Source organism: Streptomyces sp. NPDC013317 (assembly GCF_055563155.1).
In genome coordinates this window covers 25,151-46,138 of record NZ_JBVHDX010000021.1, presented here as the reverse complement: position 1 = coordinate 46,138, position 20,988 = coordinate 25,151, and the positions used below count along the sequence as shown (strand labels likewise).

The 20,988-nt window shown below is 71.5% G+C and carries 20 protein-coding genes and 1 tRNA gene; 16 read left to right on the top strand and 5 right to left on the bottom strand.

Annotation, left to right across the window (positions count from 1 at the left end; translation table 11 throughout):
* Positions 1 to 634 precede the first annotated feature (634 nt).
* From ACZ3IJ_RS34125 to ACZ3IJ_RS34115, 3 genes are all read left to right on the top strand, one after another.
* Positions 635 to 1,918 (top strand): hypothetical protein, encoded by a 1,284-nt coding sequence (locus tag ACZ3IJ_RS34125; protein WP_467474816.1) that lies wholly within the window; start codon positions 635 to 637, stop codon positions 1,916 to 1,918.
* Positions 1,919 to 1,937: 19 nt separating this feature from the next.
* Positions 1,938 to 2,387 (top strand): SRPBCC family protein, encoded by a 450-nt coding sequence (locus ACZ3IJ_RS34120; protein ID WP_467474767.1) that lies wholly within the window; start codon positions 1,938 to 1,940, stop codon positions 2,385 to 2,387.
* Between the two features lie 39 nt (positions 2,388 to 2,426).
* Positions 2,427 to 2,498: transfer RNA gene (locus ACZ3IJ_RS34115), tRNA-Val, on the top strand.
* A gap of 76 nt (positions 2,499 to 2,574) precedes the next feature.
* On the opposite strand, the gene ACZ3IJ_RS34110 is transcribed toward ACZ3IJ_RS34115, so the two are convergent.
* The gene (locus ACZ3IJ_RS34110; RefSeq protein WP_467474765.1) at positions 2,575 to 3,300 is read right to left on the bottom strand and encodes an exonuclease domain-containing protein; all 726 of its coding nucleotides are present in this window, start codon (positions 3,298 to 3,300) and stop codon (positions 2,575 to 2,577) included.
* Between the two features lie 120 nt (positions 3,301 to 3,420).
* Between ACZ3IJ_RS34110 and ACZ3IJ_RS34105 the strand changes: the two genes are divergently transcribed.
* From ACZ3IJ_RS34105 to thrS, 3 genes are all read left to right on the top strand, one after another.
* Positions 3,421 to 3,987 (top strand): DUF4365 domain-containing protein, encoded by a 567-nt coding sequence (locus ACZ3IJ_RS34105; protein ID WP_352186515.1) that lies wholly within the window; start codon positions 3,421 to 3,423, stop codon positions 3,985 to 3,987.
* A complete protein-coding gene (locus ACZ3IJ_RS34100) occupies positions 3,987 to 5,258 on the top strand; it encodes a hypothetical protein (RefSeq protein WP_467474763.1) in 1,272 nt (423 codons plus the stop codon). Before ACZ3IJ_RS34105 ends, ACZ3IJ_RS34100 begins: the two co-directional genes overlap by 1 nt.
* A 398-nt stretch (positions 5,259 to 5,656) precedes the next feature.
* A complete protein-coding gene (gene thrS, locus ACZ3IJ_RS34095; protein ID WP_391799714.1) occupies positions 5,657 to 7,633 on the top strand; it encodes a threonine--tRNA ligase in 1,977 nt (658 codons plus the stop codon).
* Positions 7,634 to 7,651: 18 nt separating this feature from the next.
* Here the strand turns inward: thrS and ACZ3IJ_RS34090 are convergent, their stop codons facing one another.
* Positions 7,652 to 8,329, bottom strand: a complete 678-nt coding sequence (locus ACZ3IJ_RS34090; protein WP_467474761.1) for a potassium channel family protein — start codon at positions 8,327 to 8,329, stop codon at positions 7,652 to 7,654.
* 66 nt (positions 8,330 to 8,395) lie between these two features.
* Between ACZ3IJ_RS34090 and ACZ3IJ_RS34085 the strand changes: the two genes are divergently transcribed.
* On the top strand, positions 8,396 to 8,968 hold the full coding sequence (locus ACZ3IJ_RS34085) for an HIT family protein (RefSeq protein ID WP_352186519.1): 573 nt from the start codon (positions 8,396 to 8,398) through the stop codon (positions 8,966 to 8,968).
* A gap of 3 nt (positions 8,969 to 8,971) precedes the next feature.
* On the opposite strand, the gene ACZ3IJ_RS34080 is transcribed toward ACZ3IJ_RS34085, so the two are convergent.
* Positions 8,972 to 10,630, bottom strand: a complete 1,659-nt coding sequence (locus ACZ3IJ_RS34080) for a hypothetical protein (RefSeq protein WP_391799716.1) — start codon at positions 10,628 to 10,630, stop codon at positions 8,972 to 8,974.
* Between the two features lie 183 nt (positions 10,631 to 10,813).
* Positions 10,814 to 13,021, bottom strand: coding sequence for an elongation factor G-like protein EF-G2 (locus tag ACZ3IJ_RS34075; protein ID WP_467474759.1), 2,208 nt, complete (start codon positions 13,019 to 13,021; stop codon positions 10,814 to 10,816).
* A 251-nt stretch (positions 13,022 to 13,272) separates the two neighbouring features.
* Here ACZ3IJ_RS34075 and pgsA point away from each other — a divergent pair, with 251 nt between their 5' ends.
* From pgsA to ACZ3IJ_RS34040, 7 genes are all read left to right on the top strand, one after another.
* A complete protein-coding gene (pgsA, locus tag ACZ3IJ_RS34070; protein WP_391799718.1) occupies positions 13,273 to 13,947 on the top strand; it encodes a phosphatidylinositol phosphate synthase in 675 nt (224 codons plus the stop codon).
* Positions 13,944 to 14,870, top strand: a complete 927-nt coding sequence (locus ACZ3IJ_RS34065) for a phosphatidylinositol mannoside acyltransferase (protein ID WP_467474757.1) — start codon at positions 13,944 to 13,946, stop codon at positions 14,868 to 14,870. Before pgsA ends, ACZ3IJ_RS34065 begins: the two co-directional genes overlap by 4 nt.
* Positions 14,867 to 16,030 carry a glycosyltransferase family 4 protein gene (locus tag ACZ3IJ_RS34060; protein ID WP_467474755.1) on the top strand — a complete coding sequence of 388 codons (1,164 nt, stop codon included), beginning with the start codon at positions 14,867 to 14,869 and terminating at the stop codon, positions 16,028 to 16,030. The genes ACZ3IJ_RS34065 and ACZ3IJ_RS34060 overlap by 4 nt, the downstream gene beginning before the upstream one ends.
* A gap of 140 nt (positions 16,031 to 16,170) precedes the next feature.
* The gene (locus tag ACZ3IJ_RS34055; RefSeq protein WP_391799721.1) at positions 16,171 to 16,713 is read left to right on the top strand and encodes a LemA family protein; all 543 of its coding nucleotides are present in this window, start codon (positions 16,171 to 16,173) and stop codon (positions 16,711 to 16,713) included.
* Between the two features lie 188 nt (positions 16,714 to 16,901).
* Positions 16,902 to 17,750: a pyridoxal 5'-phosphate synthase lyase subunit PdxS gene (pdxS, locus tag ACZ3IJ_RS34050; RefSeq protein ID WP_391799849.1), complete on the top strand. Its 849-nt coding sequence runs from the start codon at positions 16,902 to 16,904 to the stop codon at positions 17,748 to 17,750.
* Positions 17,751 to 17,756: 6 nt separating this feature from the next.
* Entirely contained in the window at positions 17,757 to 18,347 is a 591-nt protein-coding gene (gene pdxT / locus ACZ3IJ_RS34045; protein WP_467474753.1) for a pyridoxal 5'-phosphate synthase glutaminase subunit PdxT, read from the top strand.
* Between the two features lie 62 nt (positions 18,348 to 18,409).
* Entirely contained in the window at positions 18,410 to 19,162 is a 753-nt protein-coding gene (locus ACZ3IJ_RS34040) for a YebC/PmpR family DNA-binding transcriptional regulator (protein ID WP_158985482.1), read from the top strand.
* 112 nt (positions 19,163 to 19,274) lie between these two features.
* On the opposite strand, the gene ACZ3IJ_RS34035 is transcribed toward ACZ3IJ_RS34040, so the two are convergent.
* On the bottom strand, positions 19,275 to 19,568 hold the full coding sequence (locus tag ACZ3IJ_RS34035) for a hypothetical protein (protein WP_352186529.1): 294 nt from the start codon (positions 19,566 to 19,568) through the stop codon (positions 19,275 to 19,277).
* A 248-nt stretch (positions 19,569 to 19,816) separates the two neighbouring features.
* Between ACZ3IJ_RS34035 and ruvC the strand changes: the two genes are divergently transcribed.
* Both ruvC and ruvA read left to right on the top strand, forming a co-directional pair.
* Positions 19,817 to 20,359, top strand: coding sequence for a crossover junction endodeoxyribonuclease RuvC (gene ruvC / locus ACZ3IJ_RS34030; protein ID WP_467474751.1), 543 nt, complete (start codon positions 19,817 to 19,819; stop codon positions 20,357 to 20,359).
* Positions 20,356 to 20,985: a Holliday junction branch migration protein RuvA gene (gene ruvA, locus ACZ3IJ_RS34025; protein ID WP_467474749.1), complete on the top strand. Its 630-nt coding sequence runs from the start codon at positions 20,356 to 20,358 to the stop codon at positions 20,983 to 20,985. The genes ruvC and ruvA overlap by 4 nt, the downstream gene beginning before the upstream one ends.
* The last annotated feature ends 3 nt before the right edge of the window (positions 20,986 to 20,988 follow it).

Sequence of the window (20,988 nt, the reverse complement as noted above, 5' to 3'; positions counted from 1 at the left end):
GAGGGCGACGGGATGGCGCCGGAGACGTGCGCCGAGCAGGGCGGTGACGGTAGGGACCAGGAGCAGGGCCAGGGCGGTGCCCGGAGCCCGGAAGGCCGCCGCGGCCGCCCCTGCGGAGACCAGGCCCGTCGCCACGGCGACCGCCGCACAGGCGGCGACGGCTCGCCGGGCGCCCTCGGAGAGGAACGCACCCGCCACGAAGAGTCCGAGGAGGACGCCGAGCGCCCCGAAGGTCGCTCCCCGCGTGTCCAGGGCCACGGCGACCGTGCCCAGGGCGGAGACGAGCCCGCACCCGAACGCACTCCACCCGAACACCTCACGGGGCGGCACGGTCACGGCCGCCGGGCGCACCGGCCCCCACCCGTGCCACGAGCCCTCGGGGCCGGCTGCGTCCGGGCGCTCCGCGGCCGTCTCGGCGTCGTCGTTCCTCCGGGTGGCGGCCGCGGAGGATTCGCCGTGCGGTCGCGAGGCGCTCTCGACCGGTGACGGCAGGCCGCGCGTCAGGAGCGTCGGGCGGAACGCCAGGGCGAGGGCTGCCGTGGTCGTCACCAGCTGGAGGGCCAGAGCGGCCCCGTAGGGGAGCTCCAGGGAGAGCGGAAGCGCCGTCAGGGCCGCCCAGGCAAGGAAGAGCGCCGTGCAGCGGGACCAGAGGCGCGGCAGGGCGGCGAAAGCCGCGGCCGCGACGGTCAGGACCGCCGGCGCCGTCGACGGGTACCAGGCCAGAACGCGGTCCGCGTGGACGCCCGACCAGACCGGGGCCGTCCGCGCCACGGGGCCGAGCAGCGCCGCCGCGACCGGCGGGAGGGACCAGAGCACGCCCAGGGCCAGCACCCCGGCGCCCGCCGCGGCCAGTCCCGTCCGTACGCCGCGCGGGGCCGCCGACCGCAGTGCGCCCGTCAGCGCCACCGCACACAGCACGTACCCCGGGACCTCCCAGTCGCCCGGCAGGACCAGGCGCAGGACCCCGCCCGCCGCCGCGACCACCGCGAGCCCGGCCACCACCGACGCGGCCACCGCCGCACGGGGTGCCCTCCACGCCACGGCCATGGCCACGGCCGAACCGGCGACCAGCAGCGCACCCGCCGGCACCGGCGAGGAGAACGACAGCGCGCCGCCCGCGAGCAGTGCCCAGCCGCCCAGGACGCCCGCCCCCACGCCCGCCGTCACCCGTACCGGCGCCGGCTTCGCCCGGAGCGCCACGGCCAGATCCAGGGCCGCCGTCGCCAGCGCCGCCCAGCCCAGCGCGAGCGGACCGCCGTCCGATGCCAGGACGGCCAGGGGCAGGGGGAGTTGGGCCGCCACGACAGCAGCCGGCAGCGGAAGCCGCAGCCGCCCGAGGGCCGTTCCGTACGCCGTCCACGCGCCCGCGAGCACCGCCGACGCCACGGCCGCGAAGGCCGGACCGTCCGTGTCCGGCAGCGCCACCCGGTGCAGCGCGTACGCGTCCAGGACCGTGAACACCAGTCCCAGTGCCGCGACCGCCTCGGCCGTCGAACCGAGCCCCCGCCGCAGCAGCACCACCGGCACCACCAGCGCCGCGGACGTCACGGCGGCGAGCACCGCAGCACGGCCGCCGATCCCCATCGAACCCCAGCTGACCAGGGTGAAGGCCAGTGCCGCGATCGTCAGCAGCACACCGCCCAGGGTGAGCAGCACGTTCTGCGCGCTGCGCGGCGTCGAGTCGCCGACCGGCCCGGCCACGGCCCGCGGAGGCGCCAGGAACGCCGCTGGAGCGCCCAGTACGTGCAACAGCCAGGCCCGGCGGGCCAGCAACTGGGACCGGCGGGCGTCGAGTCGGGCCAGCTCGCGGTCGACGAGCACCAGCTCGTCGGCGGGCGGGAGTGCGTTGTCCATGCCCGGAGTGTGCTCCGGACCACAGTCCGGAACCATGCGCGCGGGTACTCATCTCCGGGCCTGAGTACGTACACACTGGGGTCATGGACTGGTGTCGCTACCGCTTCCGCAGCGTCTGGCGGCTCGCCGCCCCGCCCGACGCCGTCTACGCCGTGCTCGAACGCGCCGAGGAGTACCCGAGCTGGTGGCCCCAGGTCCGTGAGGTCGTGCCCGTCGACGAGGTGACCGGCACGGCCCGGTTCCGTTCCTTCCTCCCGTACGACCTCCTCGTCACCGCCGAGGCCAGGCACCGTGACCCCGTCGCCCACGTCCTGGAGATCGCGCTCCACGGAGACCTGGAGGGCTGGGCGCGCTGGACCCTCACCTCGGTCGCGGGCTCCCGCACCCGCGCGGTCTACGACCAGGAGGTCGAGGTGACCAGCCCCCTGATGCGCCGGCTCGCCATCCCCGGGCGGCCCGTCTTCCGCGCCAACCACGCCCTGATGATGCGTGCGGGACGACGAGGGCTCAGGGCCCACCTGCGCGCGGTTTGAAGGAAGCCCGCGGAAACCTGTATGGTTCAACCCGTTCCCGGGCGATTAGCTCAGCGGGAGAGCACTTCGTTCACACCGAAGGGGTCACTGGTTCGATCCCAGTATCGCCCACCGGGAGAGGCCGGTCCGTCGAAAGACGGACCGGCCTTCCGCATTCCCGGCCCGCGCCCCGGCCTTGGGCCCGGCCTCAGGCGGCGGTCCGCAGCTCCGGGCGGAGCGGCCATGCCGGATCCACCGTCTCCGGCGTCCCGTTGCGCGTGAACCACGCCTGCAGCCCGCGCGCCTGCGCCGCGTGCCAGACCGCCTGCAGGGTGTGCAGCTCGGCGGGCGACAGCCGCTCGAGCCGTGCCGCGAACCGCCGTGCCACCGCCCGTACGACATCCAGGGCCGCCGTCGCGTCCGCCGCCGCGTCGTGCGCGCCGTCCAGCTCCACGCCGTACTGCGCGCAGAGGTCCGTCAGCGTCCGGCGGCCCTTGCGGTAGCGGTCCAGGTGCTTGTCGAGCACCCGCGGATCCAGCACGCACAGCGGCGTGTTCTCCAGATAGCGGCCCAGCGAGGAGGCGCGGTGGCGGCGCAGCTCGCGGTCCAGGATCGTCAGATCGAAGGGCGCGTTCATCACCACCAGCGGCCGGCCGGCGGCACACTGCTCGGCCAGCGCCCGACCCAGCTCCTCCATGACGGGTGCGGGCCAGCGCCCGTTCCGCTGCAGATGATCGTCCGTCAGACCATGGACCTCCGTGGCCGCAGGGGGCACCGGAATCCCGGGGTTGACCAGCCAGCGAGTGACCCGCGGACGCCCGCCGGCCGTGTCCTGGACGACGAGCGCGGCCGAGACGATCCGGTCCTGCTCGACGTCAACTCCCGTGGTTTCCGTGTCGAATGCGGCCAGGGGTCCTTCATACCAGTGCGTCATCCCCGAACTCCTCGCACATTTGCGGCAGATGGCGATCCCCCTGCCCGAACCGGTGATACCCGGGCTGTTTGCCCCGTACGCGGACCGGTGACAACACAGATGACGGGGAAGGGAATTGACATGGCGCTCGCCCAGCCCGAATCGGGAGGGCTGCCGCCTCAGCGGGCAGCACCGTTGCGCGGCTCACTCGCCACCACCGCCTGCATGGAGACGCTCCAGGTGGGGTATCTCCACGCGGTCGCGGCGGCGGCGGGCTGCTCGCTGTCGCAGCCGTTTCCGGACAACGGCATCGACTGGCACGTGAGCCACAGCGCTCCCGGCCACACCGTCGACGACGAGGTGACCATCAAGGTGCAGCTGAAGTGCACCTACCAGCTGCCGCCGAGGCCGCCCGGTCCCGCGTTCTCCTTCACCCTGGACAACGACCATCTGGTGAAGCTGGCGCGGACCCCGGTCTCGGTGCACAAGATCCTGGTCGTGATGATCGTGCCGCGCGACCAGGAGGACTGGCTGCGGGCCGGGCACGACCGACTGGACCTGCGGCACTGCTGTTACTGGATCAACCTGGCCGGCCACCCGGTGACGGGGCGGCGGCGGACGACCGTGCGCATACCGACGGCGCGGATCTTCGACGACCGGGCTCTGTGCGAGATCATGACCCGGGTCGGCGTGGGAGGGAGACCTTGATGCACCGGCCGATCGGCGAACAGGGGGACGGGGCCGGCTACGGCCCCGTCCTGCCACCGTTCCGCCCCCATCCCCCGCCCGGCGACCTCCCCGGCGGCCCCTGGGCCGACGCGGCGGGTTCACCCGACCCCGGACGCGTCGACCCGCTGGTCCTCGGCGCGCTGCTCGCCCGCCACGGCTGGCGACGGCGCGGCGGGGCCGCGGGCCGCTACAGCCGCTGGACCCCGCCGGGGTCCGGGACCGTCTCGGGTACGAGCCTGCTCGTACCCGAGAGCCGGGCCTTCCCCGACTGCGAGGACCTGCTCGGGGAGGCGCTCGACGCTCTCCGGCACAGTGCGGCGCCGTCCGCCCGGGAGGTCCTGGTCGGGCTGACCGTGCCCAGCGACGAGATCCGCTGGTGGCGCGACGTGCCGCCCGGCCCCGCGGGCACGGTGCCCTGGACCGTCCAGGAGCAGCTGAGGTCGGCCGCGCGTCAGCTGCTGCTCGCCGGGGCGCTGGCCGTCCGAGGGCGCGCGGGGTACTACGGCGCCCGGCACCGGCGACAGGCCCAGGCGTCCCTGGAGGCGGTGGTCGTCGGCGCGGCGCCGGGCGGCCGGGGCCTGACCGCGTTCGTCCCCGTCGACTCGGGCCGGGCCATCGCCGTACGGCTGTACCACGCGCTGTACGCGGCGCGTGAGGCCACCGACTACCAGCGCGCCACGGGCGGGATGGAGGCCTTCGACGCGGCGGTCGAGGCGGGGGTGAGCCGTGAGCTGACCGAGGCGCTCGTCGCGCTGGTCCGGGGCACGGAGGGGGCCAGGATCGCGCTGGAGTGGGCCCCCGCCGCCGGAACGCCCACCGGGTGCGCGGCCCGGCCCGAGCCCGTCGAGTTCTCGGCGGGCGACCTGCCTGCCCTGCGCGAGGCGAGCGCGCGCTACATGACGGACGAGCCGTCCGTACCGGTACGGATCACGGGCGCCGTCGTCCGTATGCGCCGCTCGGGACCGCGCGGCGAGGGGACCGTACGGCTTCGGGTCCTCGGCGGCGCCGAGGTGCCGCACGTGCGGGTGACCCTGGACGAGGAGTCGTACCGCACGGCCGGCCACGCGCATCTGGTCGGGCTGCCGATCCGGGTGGTGGGCCGGCTGGAGAGCCGAGGAGGCTTCCGCCGCCTGACGGACGCCTCGGGAGTCGTCCCGGTCCAGGTGGACGAGGCGGAGCGGGACCGCCTGATGAAGTCGCTCCACGAGAACCTCGACTTCTTCGAGGAGGCCTGCGGCCCGGGGGAGTGAGCGAGGGGCGGGGACCGGCACCTCGTCCCCTCGCCTGCCGGGACCGGTTCCCGGGTGCGCCAGTGCGCCGAAGGGACACGGCCGGCCCGCCTGGGCCGGCGCATCAACGGCAGCCCCGTGAGCCCGGCCGGCAGGACCCGGCCACCCCGAACGCCCGATCCGGCATCCCGATGAGCCCGGCGGGTGAGCCGAAGGGGCGCGCCGGGGGAACAGCGCCGAGCGCGCGGAGGCACGTGAGGCAGGAGCGGGGCGAGCACGGTCGGTGCTGTGAGCCCGGCACCAGCGTCCCGGAGGCGAAGCGAGCCCTTAGAATTTACAGCGCGCGGCACCTCGTCTCTGTCGCGCGCCGTCGACGCCGGCACATCGTGTCTGCCTGCGCCCTTATGGAAAGAGCATCCGTGTCTGATGTCCGTGTGACCGTCCAGTCCGCCTCAGGAGCCGAGGATCGGGCGGTGAGCGCGGGCACGACCGCCGGCGCGCTGTTCGCCGACGACCGGTCCGTGATCGCCGCCCGCGTCGGCGGTGAGCTGAAGGACCTCACCTACCTCGTCGCCGAGGGCGACGTCGTCGAGCCCGTCGAGATCTCCTCCCCGGACGGTCTCGACATCCTGCGGCACTCCACCGCGCACGTCATGGCCCAGGCCGTGCAGGAGCTCTTCCCCGAGGCCAAGCTCGGCATCGGCCCGCCGGTCCGGGACGGCTTCTACTACGACTTCGACGTCGAGAAGCCGTTCACGCCCGAGGATCTCAAGGCCATCGAGAAGAAGATGCAGGAGATCCAGAAGCGCGGGCAGCGCTTCTCCCGTCGCGTCGTGACCGACGAGGCCGCCCGCGAGGAGCTCGCGGACGAGCCGTACAAGCTGGAGCTCATCGGCATCAAGGGCTCCGCGTCGACCGACGACGGCGCCAGCGTCGAGGTCGGCGGCGGCGAGCTGACGATCTACGACAACCTGGACGCCAAGACCGGCGACCTGTGCTGGAAGGACCTCTGCCGAGGCCCGCACCTGCCCACCACCCGGAACATCCCCGCGTTCAAGCTGATGCGGAACGCCGCCGCCTACTGGCGCGGCAGCGAGAAGAACCCGATGCTCCAGCGCATCTACGGCACCGCCTGGCCGTCGAAGGACGAGCTGAAGGCCCACCTCGACTTCCTCGCCGAGGCCGAGAAGCGCGACCACCGCAAGCTCGGCAACGAGCTCGACCTCTTCTCCGTCCCGGACGAGATCGGTTCCGGTCTCGCCGTCTTCCACCCCAAGGGCGGCATCATCCGCCGGGTCATGGAGGACTACTCGCGCAAGCGCCACGAGGAGGAGGGCTACGAGTTCGTCTACTCGCCGCACGCCACCAAGGGCAAGCTCTTCGAGAAGTCGGGTCACCTCGACTGGTACGCCGAGGGCATGTACCCCCCCATGCAGCTCGACGAGGGCGTGGACTACTACCTCAAGCCCATGAACTGCCCGATGCACAACCTGATCTTCGACGCGCGCGGACGTTCCTACCGTGAACTGCCGCTCCGCCTGTTCGAGTTCGGCACCGTGTACCGGTACGAGAAGTCGGGCGTCGTGCACGGCCTGACCCGCGCCCGGGGCTTCACCCAGGACGACGCGCACATCTACTGCACCCGCGAGCAGATGGCGGAGGAGCTCGACAAGACGCTCACCTTCGTCCTCAACCTGCTGCGCGACTACGGTCTGACCGACTTCTACCTGGAGCTGTCCACCAAGGACCCGGAGAAGTTCGTCGGCTCGGACGAGGCGTGGGAGGAGGCCACCGCGGTCCTCCAGCAGGTGGCCGAGAAGCAGGGCCTCCCGCTCACCCCCGACCCGGGCGGCGCCGCGTTCTACGGCCCGAAGATCTCCGTGCAGGCGCGTGACGCCATCGGCCGTACCTGGCAGATGTCGACCGTGCAGCTGGACTTCAACCTGCCGGAGCGCTTCGACCTGGAGTACACCGGTCCCGACGGCACCAAGCAGCGTCCGGTCATGATCCACCGCGCGCTGTTCGGCTCGATCGAGCGCTTCTTCGCCGTGCTCCTGGAGCACTACGCGGGCGCCATGCCGCCGTGGCTGGCCCCCGTCCAGGCGACCGGCATCCCGATCGGCGACGCGCACATCCCGTACCTCCAGGAGTTCGCCGCCAAGGCGAAGAGGCAGGGGCTGCGGGTCGAGGTCGACGCCTCCTCGGACCGGATGCAGAAGAAGATCCGCAACGCGCAGAAGCAGAAGGTCCCGTTCATGATCATCGCGGGTGACGAGGACATGGCCAACGGCGCCGTCTCCTTCCGTTACCGCGACGGCTCGCAGGAGAACGGCATCCCCGTCGACGAGGCCATCGCCAAGATCGCCAAGGTCGTCGAGGAGCGCGTCCAGGTCTGACCCGGGCGGCGCAGGTGCTCAAGGGGCCCCCGGGAAGTCTCCCGGGGGCCTCTTCTCGTCCTCCCGCGTGAACGTCTGGATCAGCCAGGACGAGAACGAGCCGGTGACGGCCCCGATCAGGGCGACTCCGCACGCCATCATGCCCACCGCGATGACCCTCCCGGTCGTCGTCACCGGGGTCACGTCCCCGTACCCGACCGTCGTCAGGGTCTCCGCCGCCCACCACAGGGAGTCGCCGAAGGTACGGATCGTGGCGCCCGGCGCCCCTCGCTCATGCTGGAAGACCGCGAGCGCGCCGGCGAAGCCCAGCAGGGCGACCGTGAGACTGGAGTACGCCATGACCCTGGCGTACAGGGTCAGCCGCGGCTGGTCCCGGCGGCGCTGGATCTGCTCGTAGATCTTCACCATCTGCAGCGGCCGCAGCAGCGGAAGGATCAGGACCACCGTGCCCAGCAGGTGCGTGCGGACGAAGCGCAGCGGCCTGAGGCCGCTCAGGCGGACCCGCACCACGTAGTCGAGGATGAAGACGGACCAGGCCGCGAGCGTGATCGCGAGACAGAGGTCGAGCCAGATCTGGTCCATGCCGTGGGCCAGCACCCGCACCGTGTACCCGGCGAGGTAGAGCAGGGACGCCACGGCGAGCGGGGTCTCCATGCGGCGGTCCCAGCGTTGTTGGTTCTCCGGCCTCTCGTCCATCGGATCAGCATCTCCGGGAGTCGGGGACGAGCGCCCCGGCGACACGTTCCGAACGGGCGAAGCAATATGCTGCACAGCATGACGATTGAGCCGGAGCAGCAGATCGGAGTCGGGACGCAGGACGCGTTCCAGCGCCTGTGGACGCCTCACCGGATGGCGTACATCCAGGGCGAGAACAAGCCGACCGGGCCGGGGGCCGAGGACGGCTGTCCGTTCTGCGTGATCCCGTCGAAGTCGGACGAGGACGGCCTTGTGATAGCACGGGGCGAGAACGTCTACGCCGTGCTCAATCTCTACCCGTACAACGGCGGACACCTGATGGTGGTCCCGTACCGGCACGTCGCCGACTACACGGATCTGGACGCGCCGGAGACCGCCGAACTCGGCGAGTTCACCAAGCGGGCCATGATCGCCCTGCGTACCGCCTCGGGAGCGCACGGCTTCAACATCGGCATGAACCAGGGCGCGGTCGCGGGCGCCGGTATCGCCGCCCACCTGCACCAGCACATCGTGCCCCGCTGGGGCGGCGACACCAACTTCATGCCGGTCGTCGGTCACACGAAGGTGCTGCCGCAGCTCCTCGCCGACACCCGCGCGATGCTGGCCGCCGCCTGGCCGGCCACGTCGGAACTCGCCTGACCCCTACGCGTCGTACGCGTCCGCCTTCTTCGGGCCCGGGTCCTGGACGGCGCCGCTCAGGATCAGCGAGCGGTTGGTGAAGCGCTCGGTGTCCACGCCGTGATCGTCGAGCACCTCGATGGTCGCCGCGTGGACCGCGCGCATCACCGGTGTCGCGGCGCGGATCGCGTCGTCGGCCATGAAGCGGTGCCGCCACGGCTGGGCGGCCCACGCGTGGCGCAGTCCGAAGGGCTCCGGCAGGACGAGCTTGCCGCCGAGGAAGTCCAGGATCGCCGGGAACCAGGTCAGCGGGGCGCGGACCGCCTTGCGGACGATCTCGTCCGTCGCCAGGAGCGGCAGCTGGACCTCCCTGGTCTCCCAGAAGCGGACCGTCTTGGAGACCTCCTTCGTCTTCGCCTTGGGCTTGGTGGTGAAGAGCGAGTGGACCGGGCCGAGCGCGTGTCCCGTGACCTCCACGCGCAGCGTGCGGTGGAGCGAGGTCACCGTGATCATCATCGTCAGGACGAGCTGGCCGTCCCAGAGCGTGAACTGCACACCGAGGTAGTGCCGGTTGCCGGCGCCGAACTGCTGGTCGTTGCAGATGCGCTGTATCTCGTGCGGCTTGACCTGGAAGTGGACGATGTTGTCACCGTCGGGCCTGGCGACCTCGTCGGCCCCCTCGCCCACCGGCGAGACGATCCAGTGCTTGACGGTCGGCTTGGGGAAGCCGGTCTTCAGGGAGCCCCGCTCCAGCATCGTGAGCTGGTCGTGGATCTTCCGTACGACGTCCCAGGCGCGGAAGTCGTGGATCTCGCGTCCGTCCTTGGGGATCAGCTCCTCGGCGAGCGTCCAGCTGCCCCAGCGCGTGCCCATGCCCAGTATTCCCTTGGGGCCCGCGTAGAAGACGATGTTGGACTGCTGCTCGGCGGAGAGCTTCTCCAGGTTCTGGCGGAGCTCCTCCGCGGACTTCTCGGCGGGGTCTCCGGGGACCGCCTCGGGGATCTTGGCGCCGATGCCGCCGCCGCTCAGCAGCGCGGTCCAGCGTTCGCGCAGGTCCCTGGCCGTGGACTCGCAGATCCGTTTGGCCAGGAACCAGCCGAGGACGGGGGCGACGATCATCGCCCGGAGGTAGATCCCCAGGAAGCCGCCGAACGGCAGCTTGATCATGAAGCCCACCGCGATCAGCGCGGCCACCAGCAGGATCGCCGTGCCCACCGCGCTGGTGCGCCTGTTCTCCGAGCCTGCGACCATGCGGCGGAGCTGGATCACGCCGAGCCAGAGCAGCAGTCCGGGCAGGAACAGGACGCCGAAGACGAAGGTGACCAGGGTCAGCCTGACGTCACGCTGCTTGCGGATGCCGGTGGCGGCCAGACAGTGCTCGACCACGGGCTGCGGGTCGGTGCCGAAGGACTGGATGAGCGCCTTGCGGGCGCCACCGAGCATCCGCACCTGGACCGCGCGCGAGAAGGCCTCACCGAGGTCGGGCCGGAAGAGCCGGGCCCATCTGCCGTCGGTGACCTTGGACTGGTGCCAGTCGTTGTTGGCGTCCAGGATCGCTTCCACCGGGCTGTCGCGGTACGCGGCGGAGGCCAGGGCATGCGTCGCCGCCGTCTGTCCGTCCGAGCCCTGCAGAGGAACCTGCGCCCCGGGTCCGAAACTGCCGATCGTCACTGATGCCCCCATCGCCGCGCGCCCGCGTGGTTCACCGCGTGTCCCACTGCGGCCTGTTCCCGACTGCCGCGCCCCGCACACCTGCTGAGCTGGGCACCACAGCGTAACCGGGTACCGGCGGATGCGTCACGGGTCGGCCGGATGCCGTACGTCGGAGGGGAGTTGGACGGACGGCATCCGGCCGTGTGCGGGCGGCTAGGAACCCTTCCCCGCCTGCTCGCGGAGCTTCTCGGCGAGTTGATGGGGCATCGGCTCGTGACGTGCGTACGAACGGTCGAAGCGGCCGGTGCCGTGCGAGATGGAACGGAGGTCGACCGCGTACCGTCCGATCTCGATCTCGGGGACCTCGGCGCGCACCAACGTCCGCCCGGTACCGGCCTGTTCGGTGCCGACGACCCGGCCGCGGCGCCCGGAGAGGTCGCTCATCACCGGCCCCACGTACTCGTCGGGGACGAGGACCTGGACCTCGGCGACCGGCTCCAGGAGCCGGATGCTCGCCTCGGCCGCCGCCTCGCGCAGGGCCAGGGCGCCCGCGGTCTGGAACGCGGCGTCGGAGGAGTCGACCGAATGGGCCTTGCCGTCGCGCAGGGTGATCCGCACGTCGACCAGCGGGTGCCCGGCGGCCACCCCGCGCGCGGCCTGCGCGCGTACGCCCTTCTCGACGGAGGGGATGAACTGGCGCGGAACCGCCCCGCCCACCACCTTGTCGACGAACTCGATCCCGCTCCCGGGAGGCAGCGGCTCGACGTCGATCTCGCAGATCGCGTACTGCCCGTGGCCGCCGGACTGTTTGACGTGCCGGCCCCGCCCGGCCGACGGCCCGCCGAAGGTCTCGCGGAGCGCCACCTTGTGCGGGACCGCGTCGACCTGCACCCCGTACCGGCTGCGAAGCCGCTCGAGGGCCACGTCCATGTGCGCCTCGCCCAGGCACCACAGAACGACCTGGTGGGTGTCCTGGTTCTGCTCCAGACGCATGGTCGGGTCCTCGGCGACCAGCCGCGCCAGACCCTGCGAGAGCTTGTCCTCGTCGGCCTTGCTGTGGGCCTCGATCGCCAGGGGGAGCAGCGGGTCGGGCATCGTCCACGGCTCCATCAGGAGCGGATCGTCCTTGCTGGAGAGGGTGTCGCCGGTCTCCGCCCGGGCGAGCTTGGCCACGCACGCCAGGTCGCCCGCCACGCACTGGCTCAGCTGGCGCTGCTGCTTGCCGAAGGGGGAGGTCAGTGCGCCGACCCGCTCGTCGACGTCGTGGTCCTCGTGGCCGCGGTCGGTCAGTCCGTGTCCGGAGACATGGACCGTCGCGTCGGGACGCAGGGTGCCGGAGAAGACCCGGACGAGAGAGATCCGGCCGACATAGGGGTCGGAGGCGGTCTTGACGACCTCGGCGACGAGCGGCCCCTCGGGATCACAGGTGACCGGGGGCCGCGGGACGCCGTCGGGCGTGGTCACCGCGGGCGCCTCGCGCTCCAGCGGGGTGGGGAAGCCGCGGGTGATCAGTTCGAGCAGCTCGACGGTGCCGAGTCCCTGCTTGCCGCCGGCGGAGGCGGGAGCGGCGGCCAGCACCGGATGGAAGGTGCCCCGGGCGACGGCCTTCTCCAGATCGTCGATCAGCGACTTGATGTCGATCGCCTCACCGCCGAGGTAGCGGTCCATGAGGGTCTCGTCCTCGCTCTCGGCGATGATCCCCTCGATCAGCCTGTTGCGGGCCTCCGCGAGCAGCGGCCGCTGGCTCTCGTCCGGCGGGTTCTCCTGCCGGGCGCCCGTGGAGTAGTCGAATATCCGCTCCGAGAGGAGCCCCACCAGGCCCGTCGTCGGCGCGTGTCCGTCCGGTGCCTCCGGGCCGGACAGCGGCAGGTACAGGGGGAGCACGGCATCGGGGTCGTCGCCGCCGAAGATGGCGGAGCAGACCGAGGTCAGCTCGTCGAAGCCGGTGCGGGCGGTGTCGAGATGGGTGACCACGATGGCGCGGGGCATGCCGACGGCCGCGCACTCCTCCCACACCATGCGGGTCGACCCGGCGATCGCGTCGGCCTCCTGGGCGGCCGAGACGACGAAGAGGGCCGCGTCCGCCGCGCGCAGACCGGCCCTCAGCTCCCCGACGAAGTCGGCGTACCCGGGGGTGTCGAGGAGATTGATCTTGACCCCGTCCCATTCGAGGGGGACGAGGGAGAGCTGTACGGAACGTTGCTGGCGGTGCTCGATCTCGTCGTGGTCGGAGAGCGTTCCGCCGTCCTCGACGCGCCCCGCCCGGTTGACCGCCCCCGCCGTCAGCGCGAGCGCCTCGACGAGTGTCGTCTTACCCGATCCGCTGTGGCCGACCAGCACCACGTTCCGTACGGCCGAGGGCCGGTCGGCCGTTGGGGCCCTGCCGGCGGCTCCGGAGTGTGCGTTCGCCTTGTCGCCCATGATGGGGTCCTCCCGATCGCTTGCACCGCTCGCTCGCGCGGTGAGGCGGGACGCGGGCGCAGGGGGAGACACTGGGCAGCTCCGGCGGTGCCCGCGGTTGTCCTTCGAGCTTTGCACCGACGTCATGGTGCGTCCATACGTCGTACGCGACGCGGCGGGCGGGTGCCCGTCGGTTCGGCGGCAGCGTCGCTGGCTACGATGGGCGGGCCGGTGGTCGTAGGGGCCGCGGCCCACCGAACCTCGGGAAGGCCATGCTGAACAAGTACGCGCGTGCATTCTTCACGCGTGTCCTCACACCGTTCGCCGCGTTTCTGCTCCGGCGGGGCGTCAGCCCCGACGCGGTCACGCTCATCGGCACGGCCGGAGTGATGGCGGGAGCCCTGGTCTTCTTCCCCCGGGGAGAGTTCTTCTGGGGCACGATCGTCATCACCCTCTTCGTCTTCTCCGACCTCGTCGACGGGAACATGGCCCGGCAGGCGGGGATTTCCAGCCGTTGGGGAGCGTTCCTCGACTCGACCCTCGACCGGGTCGCCGACGGCGCCATCTTCGGTGGCTTCGCGCTCTGGTACGCGGGCAGCGGCGACGACAACGTGATGTGCGCCGTATCGATCTTCTGCCTGGCCAGCGGTCAGGTCGTCTCGTACACCAAGGCACGAGGCGAATCGATTGGCCTGCCGGTCGCGGTCAACGGCCTGGTCGAGAGGGCAGAGCGGCTCGTGATCTCGCTGGTCGCCGCGGGCCTCGCCGGACTGCACGCCTTCGGCGTGCCGGGCGTGGACGTCCTGCTGCCGATCGCGCTCTGGATCGTGGCGGTGGGCAGCGCGGTGACCCTCGGCCAGCGGGTGGTCACGGTACGACGGGAATCGGCGGAGGCCGACGCGGCCGCGGACGCGTCCGGTGCGCGGGGGAACGAGGCGACGTCATGAGCGGGCTGCAGGACCGGCTGACCGACACCCTCTACGGGCTCGGCTGGGCGACCGTGAAGAAGCTGCCGGAGCCGGTGGCGGCGGGCCTCGGCCGGCGGATCGCCGACACCGCCTGGAAGCGCCGCGGCAAGAGCGTGCTGCGGCTGGAGTCCAACCTCGCCCGTGTGGTGCCCGACGCGGGCCCCGAGCGGCTCCGCGCGCTCTCGCAGGCCGGCATGCGCTCCTACATGCGGTACTGGATGGAGTCCTTCCGGCTGCCGACCTGGAGCAAGGAGCGGGTCGACCGCGGCTTCGACGTGAAGGACGTCCACTACCTGAAGGACGGTCTCGCCTCCGGCCGCGGAGTGATACTCGCCCTGCCGCACCTGGCCAACTGGGACCTCGCGGGCGTGTGGGTGACCCGCTCCCTCGGCGTGCCGTTCACCACGGTCGCCGAGCGGCTCAAGCCCGAGACGCTGTACGACCGGTTCGTCGCCTACCGCGAGTCGCTGGGCATGGAGGTGCTCCCGCACTCCGGCGGCACGGCGTTCGGGACCCTCGCGCGACGGCTGCGCGACGGCGGTCTGATCTGCCTGGTCGCCGACCGCGACCTGTCCGCCTCCGGCACCGAGGTCACCTTCTTCGGGGAGAAGGCCCGGATGCCGGCCGGGCCCGCGCTGCTCGCCCAGCAGACGGGCGCGCTGCTGCTGCCCGTGACCCTCTGGTACGACGAGACCCCGGTCATGAAGGGGCGCATCCACCCGCCCGTCGACGTACCCGAGTCAGGTACCCGGGCCGAGAAGACGTCCCTGATGACACAGGCGCTGGCCGATGCCTTCGCCGACGGGATCGCGGACCACCCGGAGGACTGGCACATGCTGCAGCGACTGTGGCTGAAGGACCTGGAGGAGCGCCCGCCGCTCGGCGAGGAGCGCAGGCCGTGAAGATCGGCATCGTCTGCCCCTACTCGTGGGACGTGCCCGGCGGCGTCCAGTTCCACATCCGTGACCTCGCCGAGCACCTCATCAGGCTCGGGCACGAGGTCTCGGTGCTCGCCCCCGCCGACGACGAGACGCCGCTGCCGCCGTACGTCGTCTCGGCGGGCCGCGCCGTGCCCGTCCCGTACAACGGTTCGGTGGCCCGGCTGAACTTCGGCTTCCTGTCGGCGGCCCGGGTACGGCGCTGGCTGCACGACGGCACCTTCGACGTCATCCACATCCACGAGCCGGCCTCACCCTCGCTCGGTCTGCTGAGCTGCTGGGCCGCGCAGGGGCCGATCGTCGCCACCTTCCACACGTCCAACCCGCGCTCGCGGGCGATGATCGCCGCGTACCCGATCCTGCAGCCGGCGCTGGAGAAGATCAGCGCGCGGATCGCGGTGAGCGAGTACGCCCGGCGCACGCTGGTCGAGCACCTCGGCGGGGACGCCGTCGTCATCCCCAACGGCGTCGACGTCGACTTCTTCGCGCGGGCCGAGCCCAGGGCGGAGTGGCAGGGGCAGACCCTCGGCTTCATCGGGCGCATCGACGAGCCGCGCAAGGGCCTGCCGGTCCTGATGAAGGCGCTGCCGAAGATCCTCGCGGAGCGTCCCGACACGCGGCTCCTCGTCGCCGGGCGCGGTGACGAGGAGGAGGCGGTCGCCTCGCTGCCGCGCGAGATGCGGGAGCGCGTGGAGTTCCTCGGCATGGTCAGCGACGAGGACAAGGCGCGGCTGCTGCGCAGCGTCGACGTCTACGTCGCGCCGAACACGGGCGGCGAGAGCTTCGGAATCATCCTCGTCGAGGCTCTGTCGGCGGGCGCGCCGGTCCTCGCCTCCGACCTGGACGCCTTCGCCCAGGTCCTCGACCAGGGCGCGGCGGGCGAGCTCTTCGCCAACGAGGACGCGGACGCGCTGGCGGACACGGCGATCCGGCTCCTCGGGGACGAGGTGCGGCGCAAGGAGCTGAGCAGGCGCGGGAGCGCGCACGTACGGCGCTTCGACTGGTCGACGGTGGGCGCGGACATCCTCGCGGTCTACGAGACGGTGACGGACGGCGCGGCCTCGGTCGCCACGGACGAACGCGTGGGCCTGCGGGCACGGTTCGGCCTGGCGTCGAGGGACTGAGCGGAGCCGGGGACGGTCCGTCGCGGGCATGTCCACTCGGCCGTCCGGCTCGCGGACGGGCGGACGGCGAAGGTCCGCTCCGCCCGCGACCCTGACCTGTGGGAAGGGCCGCTGCCCCCGCGACGGTAGCCTGTGCGCCCGTGACCGAAACCCTGATCTGGACCGTCGTCGCGCTGATCGCGATCGGCCTGTACCTCAGCTGGACCGCCGGCCGGCTCGACCGGCTGCACTCGCGGATCGACGCGGCCCGCGCCGCCCTCGACGCCCAGCTGCTGCGCCGCGCCTCGGTCGCCCAGGAGCTCGCCACCTCCGGAGTGCTCGACCCGGCCGCCTCGATCGTGCTCTACGAGGCCGCGCACGCGGCCCGGCAGGCCGAGGAGGACCACCGCGAGGTCGCCGAGAGCGAACTGAGCCAGGCGCTGCGGGCGGTGTTCGGCGAGCCCGAGCAGGTCGAGGCCGTACGGGAGGCCCCCGGCGGCGAGGAGGCCGCGGGCGAACTCGCCGCGGCCGTCCGTCGCGTACCGATGGCCCGCCGGTTCCACAACGACGCCGTCCGCGCCGCACGGGCGCTGCGCCGCCACCGCACCGTGCGCTGGTTCCGGCTCGCAGGCCACGCACCGTTCCCACTGGCCTTCGAAATGGACGACGAACCGCCCGTGGCCCTTGCTGATCGTCCGTCCTGACCTTTCAGGCCTGCGAAATCAACCAAAACGATCCACCGGCTGAACATTGGCCCTTGATGTGGACTGCTGGTGGACTGTTTCCTCATTCTTGTCTCAACACCGCTTTCACGAGTGAGGTCCCCGTGTCCACCACGCTTCCCAACAGCACCCAGTCTCCCGAGACCGGCACCGCGCGCGTCAAGCGCGGCATGGCCGAGCAGCTCAAGGGCGGCGTGATCATGGACGTGGTCAACGCCGAGCAGGCGAAGATCGCCGAGGACGCGGGCGCCGTGGCCGTCATGGCCCTCGAGCGGGTCCCCGCCGACATCCGCAAGGACGGCGGCGTCGCCCGGATGTCCGACCCGAACATGATCGAGGAGATCATCGGCGCGGTCTCCATCCCGGTCATGGCCAAGTCCCGCATCGGCCACTTCGTCGAGGCCCAGGTCCTGCAGTCCCTCGGTGTCGACTACATCGACGAGTCCGAGGTCCTCACCCCGGCCGACGAGATCAACCACTCCGACAAGTGGGCGTTCACCACCCCCTTCGTCTGTGGCGCCACCAACCTGGGCGAAGCCCTTCGCCGCATCGCCGAGGGCGCGGCCATGATCCGCTCCAAGGGCGAGGCCGGCACCGGCAACGTCGTCGAGGCCGTCCGCCACCTGCGCCAGATCAAGAACGAGATCGCCAAGCTGCGCGGCTTCGACAACAACGAGCTGTTCGCCGCCGCCAAGGACCTGCGCGCCCCGTACGAGCTGGTCAAGGAGGTCGCCGAGCTCGGCAAGCTGCCGGTCGTGCTGTTCTCCGCCGGTGGTGTCGCCACCCCCGCCGACGCCGCGCTGATGCGCCAGCTCGGTGCCGAGGGCGTCTTCGTCGGCTCCGGCATCTTCAAGTCGGGCGACCCGGCCAAGCGTGCCGCCGCCATCGTGAAGGCCACCACCTTCTACGACGACCCGAAGATCATCGCGGACGCCTCCCGCAACCTGGGCGAGGCCATGGTCGGCATCAACTGCGACACCCTCCCCGAGTCCGAGCGCTACGCCAACCGCGGCTGGTAAGCACCCATGAGCACACCCGTGATCGGTGTCCTGGCACTCCAGGGCGACGTACGGGAGCACCTGATCGCCCTGGCCGCGGCTGACGCCGTGGCCAGGCCGGTTCGGCGCCCCGAGGAGCTCGCCGAGGTCGACGGCCTCGTCATACCGGGCGGCGAGTCCACCACCATCTCCAAGCTGGCCGAGCTCTTCGGCCTGATGGAGCCGCTGCGCGAGCGCATCGCCGCCGGCCTGCCCGTCTACGGCACCTGCGCCGGTCTGATCATGCTCGCCGACAAGATCCTCGACCCGCGCTCGGGCCAGGAGACCTTCGGCGGCATCGACATGATCGTCCGCCGCAACGCCTTCGGCCGTCAGAACGAGTCCTTCGAGGCCGGCGTCACCGTCACCGGCATCGAGGACGGCCCCGTCGAGGGCGTCTTCATCCGCGCCCCCTGGGTCGAGTCGGTCGGTGCGGAGGTCGAGGTCCTCGCCGAGCACGAGGGCCACATCGTGGCCGTGCGCCAGGGCCAGGCCCTGGCGACCTCGTTCCACCCCGAGCTCACCGGCGATCACCGCATTCACGCCCTGTTCGTCGACATGGTGCGCTCCGCGCGGTGACGAGGTCCCGGTAAGATCTCTGGGGTTCGTTCAGAAATGGGTTACGCGAAGGAGACAGGCAGATGTCCGGCCACTCTAAATGGGCTACGACGAAGCACAAGAAGGCCGTGATCGACGCCAAGCGCGGCAAGCTCTTCGCGAAGCTGATCAAGAACATCGAGGTCGCGGCCCGGACCGGCGGCGCCGACCTGGATGGCAACCCGACGCTGTTCGACGCCGTGCAGAAGGCGAAGAAGAGCTCGGTCCCGAACAAGAACATCGACTCGGCGATCAAGCGCGGCGGCGGACTCGAGGCCGGCGGCGTCGACTACGAGACGATCATGTACGAGGGCTACGGTCCGAACGGTGTCGCGGTGCTCATCGAGTGCCTCACCGACAACCGCAACCGTGCCGCCTCCGACGTCCGCGTCGCCATGACCCGCAACGGCGGCTCGATGGCCGACCCGGGCTCGGTCTCGTACCTGTTCAACCGCAAGGGCGTCATCGTGCTGCCCAAGGGCGAGCTGACCGAGGACGACGTCCTCGGCGCCGTCCTCGACGCAGGTGCCGAGGAGGTCAACGACCTCGGTGAGAGCTTCGAGGTGATCAGCGAGGCCACCGACATGGTCGCCGTCCGTACCGCCCTCCAGGAGGCCGGTATCGACTACGACTCCGCCGACTCCAACTTCGTCCCGACCATGCAGGTCGAGCTGGACGAGGAGGGCGCGCGCAAGATCTTCAAACTGATCGACGCGCTGGAGGACAGCGACGACGTGCAGAACGTCTTCGCCAACTTCGACGTCAGCGACGAGGTCATGGAGAAGGTCGACGCCTGACGAGGCATCGTCCGCGCACAACGAGGAGCGGCCCGCCGGAGAACCGGCGGGCCGCTCTTTCGTCATCCCCGGCCGGGTGGGTGTCAGGAATCAGCCGGGTACGGGATCACCTTCAGTCGATCCGCTTGAAGTCGCCCGAGTTCTTGACGCTCCCCGAGGCGCCGCCCGCGGCGGTGACCTTCTTCATCCGGCTGGTCCGGCCGTCCTGCCACCAGACGTTCATCGACGCCTCGTAGGTGCAGGTGTTCCGGTAGTACACCGTGGTGGTGGTCCAGCCCTCGGCCCAGGACCAGCTGAAGCAGCCGGTCTTGCCGCGGTGGATCTCCGAGGACGCCGCCTGGGCGGGCGAGCTGAGACCGACCGTGGCGAGCGCGATCGCGGCGCCCGTGACGCCGATCTTGGACATGCGACGCATGTTTCCCCCTGTTTTGTTGGGTTGTGTGGCCGAGAACAGACGACCACTCGAACGTTCACACGTCGGTCAAACGTGCGAATGTCAGTGATCATAATGAGGAACGATCATGACGGCAAGGTGAATTCACGATGCTCGGGCGCCGCCCCCGGCAGGTCGTCGGCCCGTCGGACCCCCGTGGTCGGCCGCGGTGTCAGAGGCAGCCGGTAGCCTTCAGGCGTTTGCCGAGGGATGGAGGAGCAGTGCGTGTCTTGGGTGTCGACCCCGGGCTGACGCGGTGTGGCGTGGGAGTCGTCGACGGCGTGGCCGGGCGCCCTCTGACCATGCTCGGCGTCGGTGTCGTGCGCACCCCCGCGGACGATCAGATCGGCCCGCGACTCGTCCTCATCGAACAGGGCATCGAGGCCTGGATCGAGGAGTACCAGCCCGAAATGGTCGCCGTGGAGCGGGTCTTCAGCCAGCACAACGTCCGTACGGTGATGGGCACCGCCCAGGCCAGTGCCGTCGCCATGCTCTGCGCGTCCCGGCGCGGCATCCCCGTCGCACTGCACACCCCCAGCGAGGTCAAGGCGGCCGTCACCGGCAGCGGCCGCGCCGACAAGGACCAGGTCGGAGCCATGGTGACCCGGCTGCTACGGCTCTCCGCCCCGCCCAAGCCGGCCGACGCGGCGGACGCCCTCGCCCTGGCCATCTGTCACATCTGGCGCGCCCCGGCCCAGAACCGTCTCCAGCAGGCCGTCGCCGCCCATCACGCAACCCACGCCTCGAAAGGCCGACCCGCATGATCGCCTTCGTCAGCGGCCCGGTCGCCGCGCTCGCCCCCACCACCGCGGTCGTCGAGGTCGGCGGCATCGGCATGGCCGTCCAGTGCACGCCGAACACCATCGCCGGCCTGAGGATCGGTCAGGAGGCCCGGCTCGCCACGTCGCTGGTGGTCCGTGAGGACTCCCTGACGCTCTACGGCTTCGCCGACGACGACGAGCGCCAGGTCTTCGAGCTGCTCCAGACCGCCAGCGGCGTCGGACCCCGTCTCGCCCAGGCGATGCTCGGCGTGCACAGCCCCGACGCGCTCCGCCTCGCCGTCTCCACCGGAGACGAGAAGACCCTGACCGCCGTCCCCGGCATCGGCAAGAAGGGGGCGCAGAAACTCCTCCTCGAACTGAAGGACAAGCTGGGGCAGCCGCTGGGCACCGGCGGCCTCGTCGGCGCCCAGCGCGCGGCGACCGGGCCCGCGCCCTGGACGGAGCAGCTCGCCGCCGCCCTCGTCGGCCTCGGCTACGCGTCCCGAGAGGCGGAGGAGGCGGTCGCGGCGGTGACGCCCCAGGCCGAGGCCGCGATCGCCGCGGGCGAGGCGGCCCCGGTCCCGCAGCTTCTCCGCGCGGCCCTCCAGACCCTGAACCGCGCCAGATAGCCC

Coding starts and splice junctions, on each gene's coding strand:
- ACZ3IJ_RS34040 (WP_158985482.1), top strand. CDS start 18,410: ATGTCCGGCCACTCTAAATGGGCTACGACGAAGCACAAGAAGGCCGTG.
- ACZ3IJ_RS34075 (WP_467474759.1), bottom strand. CDS start 13,021: ATGGGCGACAAGGCGAACGCACACTCCGGAGCCGCCGGCAGGGCCCCA.
- ACZ3IJ_RS34090 (WP_467474761.1), bottom strand. CDS start 8,329: ATGGACGAGAGGCCGGAGAACCAACAACGCTGGGACCGCCGCATGGAG.
- ACZ3IJ_RS34065 (WP_467474757.1), top strand. CDS start 13,944: ATGAGCGGGCTGCAGGACCGGCTGACCGACACCCTCTACGGGCTCGGC.
- ACZ3IJ_RS34100 (WP_467474763.1), top strand. CDS start 3,987: ATGCACCGGCCGATCGGCGAACAGGGGGACGGGGCCGGCTACGGCCCC.
- pdxT (WP_467474753.1), top strand. CDS start 17,757: ATGAGCACACCCGTGATCGGTGTCCTGGCACTCCAGGGCGACGTACGG.
- ruvA (WP_467474749.1), top strand. CDS start 20,356: ATGATCGCCTTCGTCAGCGGCCCGGTCGCCGCGCTCGCCCCCACCACC.
- ACZ3IJ_RS34080 (WP_391799716.1), bottom strand. CDS start 10,630: ATGGGGGCATCAGTGACGATCGGCAGTTTCGGACCCGGGGCGCAGGTT.
- ACZ3IJ_RS34120 (WP_467474767.1), top strand. CDS start 1,938: ATGGACTGGTGTCGCTACCGCTTCCGCAGCGTCTGGCGGCTCGCCGCC.
- ACZ3IJ_RS34105 (WP_352186515.1), top strand. CDS start 3,421: ATGGCGCTCGCCCAGCCCGAATCGGGAGGGCTGCCGCCTCAGCGGGCA.
- ACZ3IJ_RS34035 (WP_352186529.1), bottom strand. CDS start 19,568: ATGTCCAAGATCGGCGTCACGGGCGCCGCGATCGCGCTCGCCACGGTC.
- ACZ3IJ_RS34110 (WP_467474765.1), bottom strand. CDS start 3,300: ATGACGCACTGGTATGAAGGACCCCTGGCCGCATTCGACACGGAAACC.
- ACZ3IJ_RS34085 (WP_352186519.1), top strand. CDS start 8,396: ATGCTGCACAGCATGACGATTGAGCCGGAGCAGCAGATCGGAGTCGGG.
- pgsA (WP_391799718.1), top strand. CDS start 13,273: ATGCTGAACAAGTACGCGCGTGCATTCTTCACGCGTGTCCTCACACCG.
- pdxS (WP_391799849.1), top strand. CDS start 16,902: ATGGCCGAGCAGCTCAAGGGCGGCGTGATCATGGACGTGGTCAACGCC.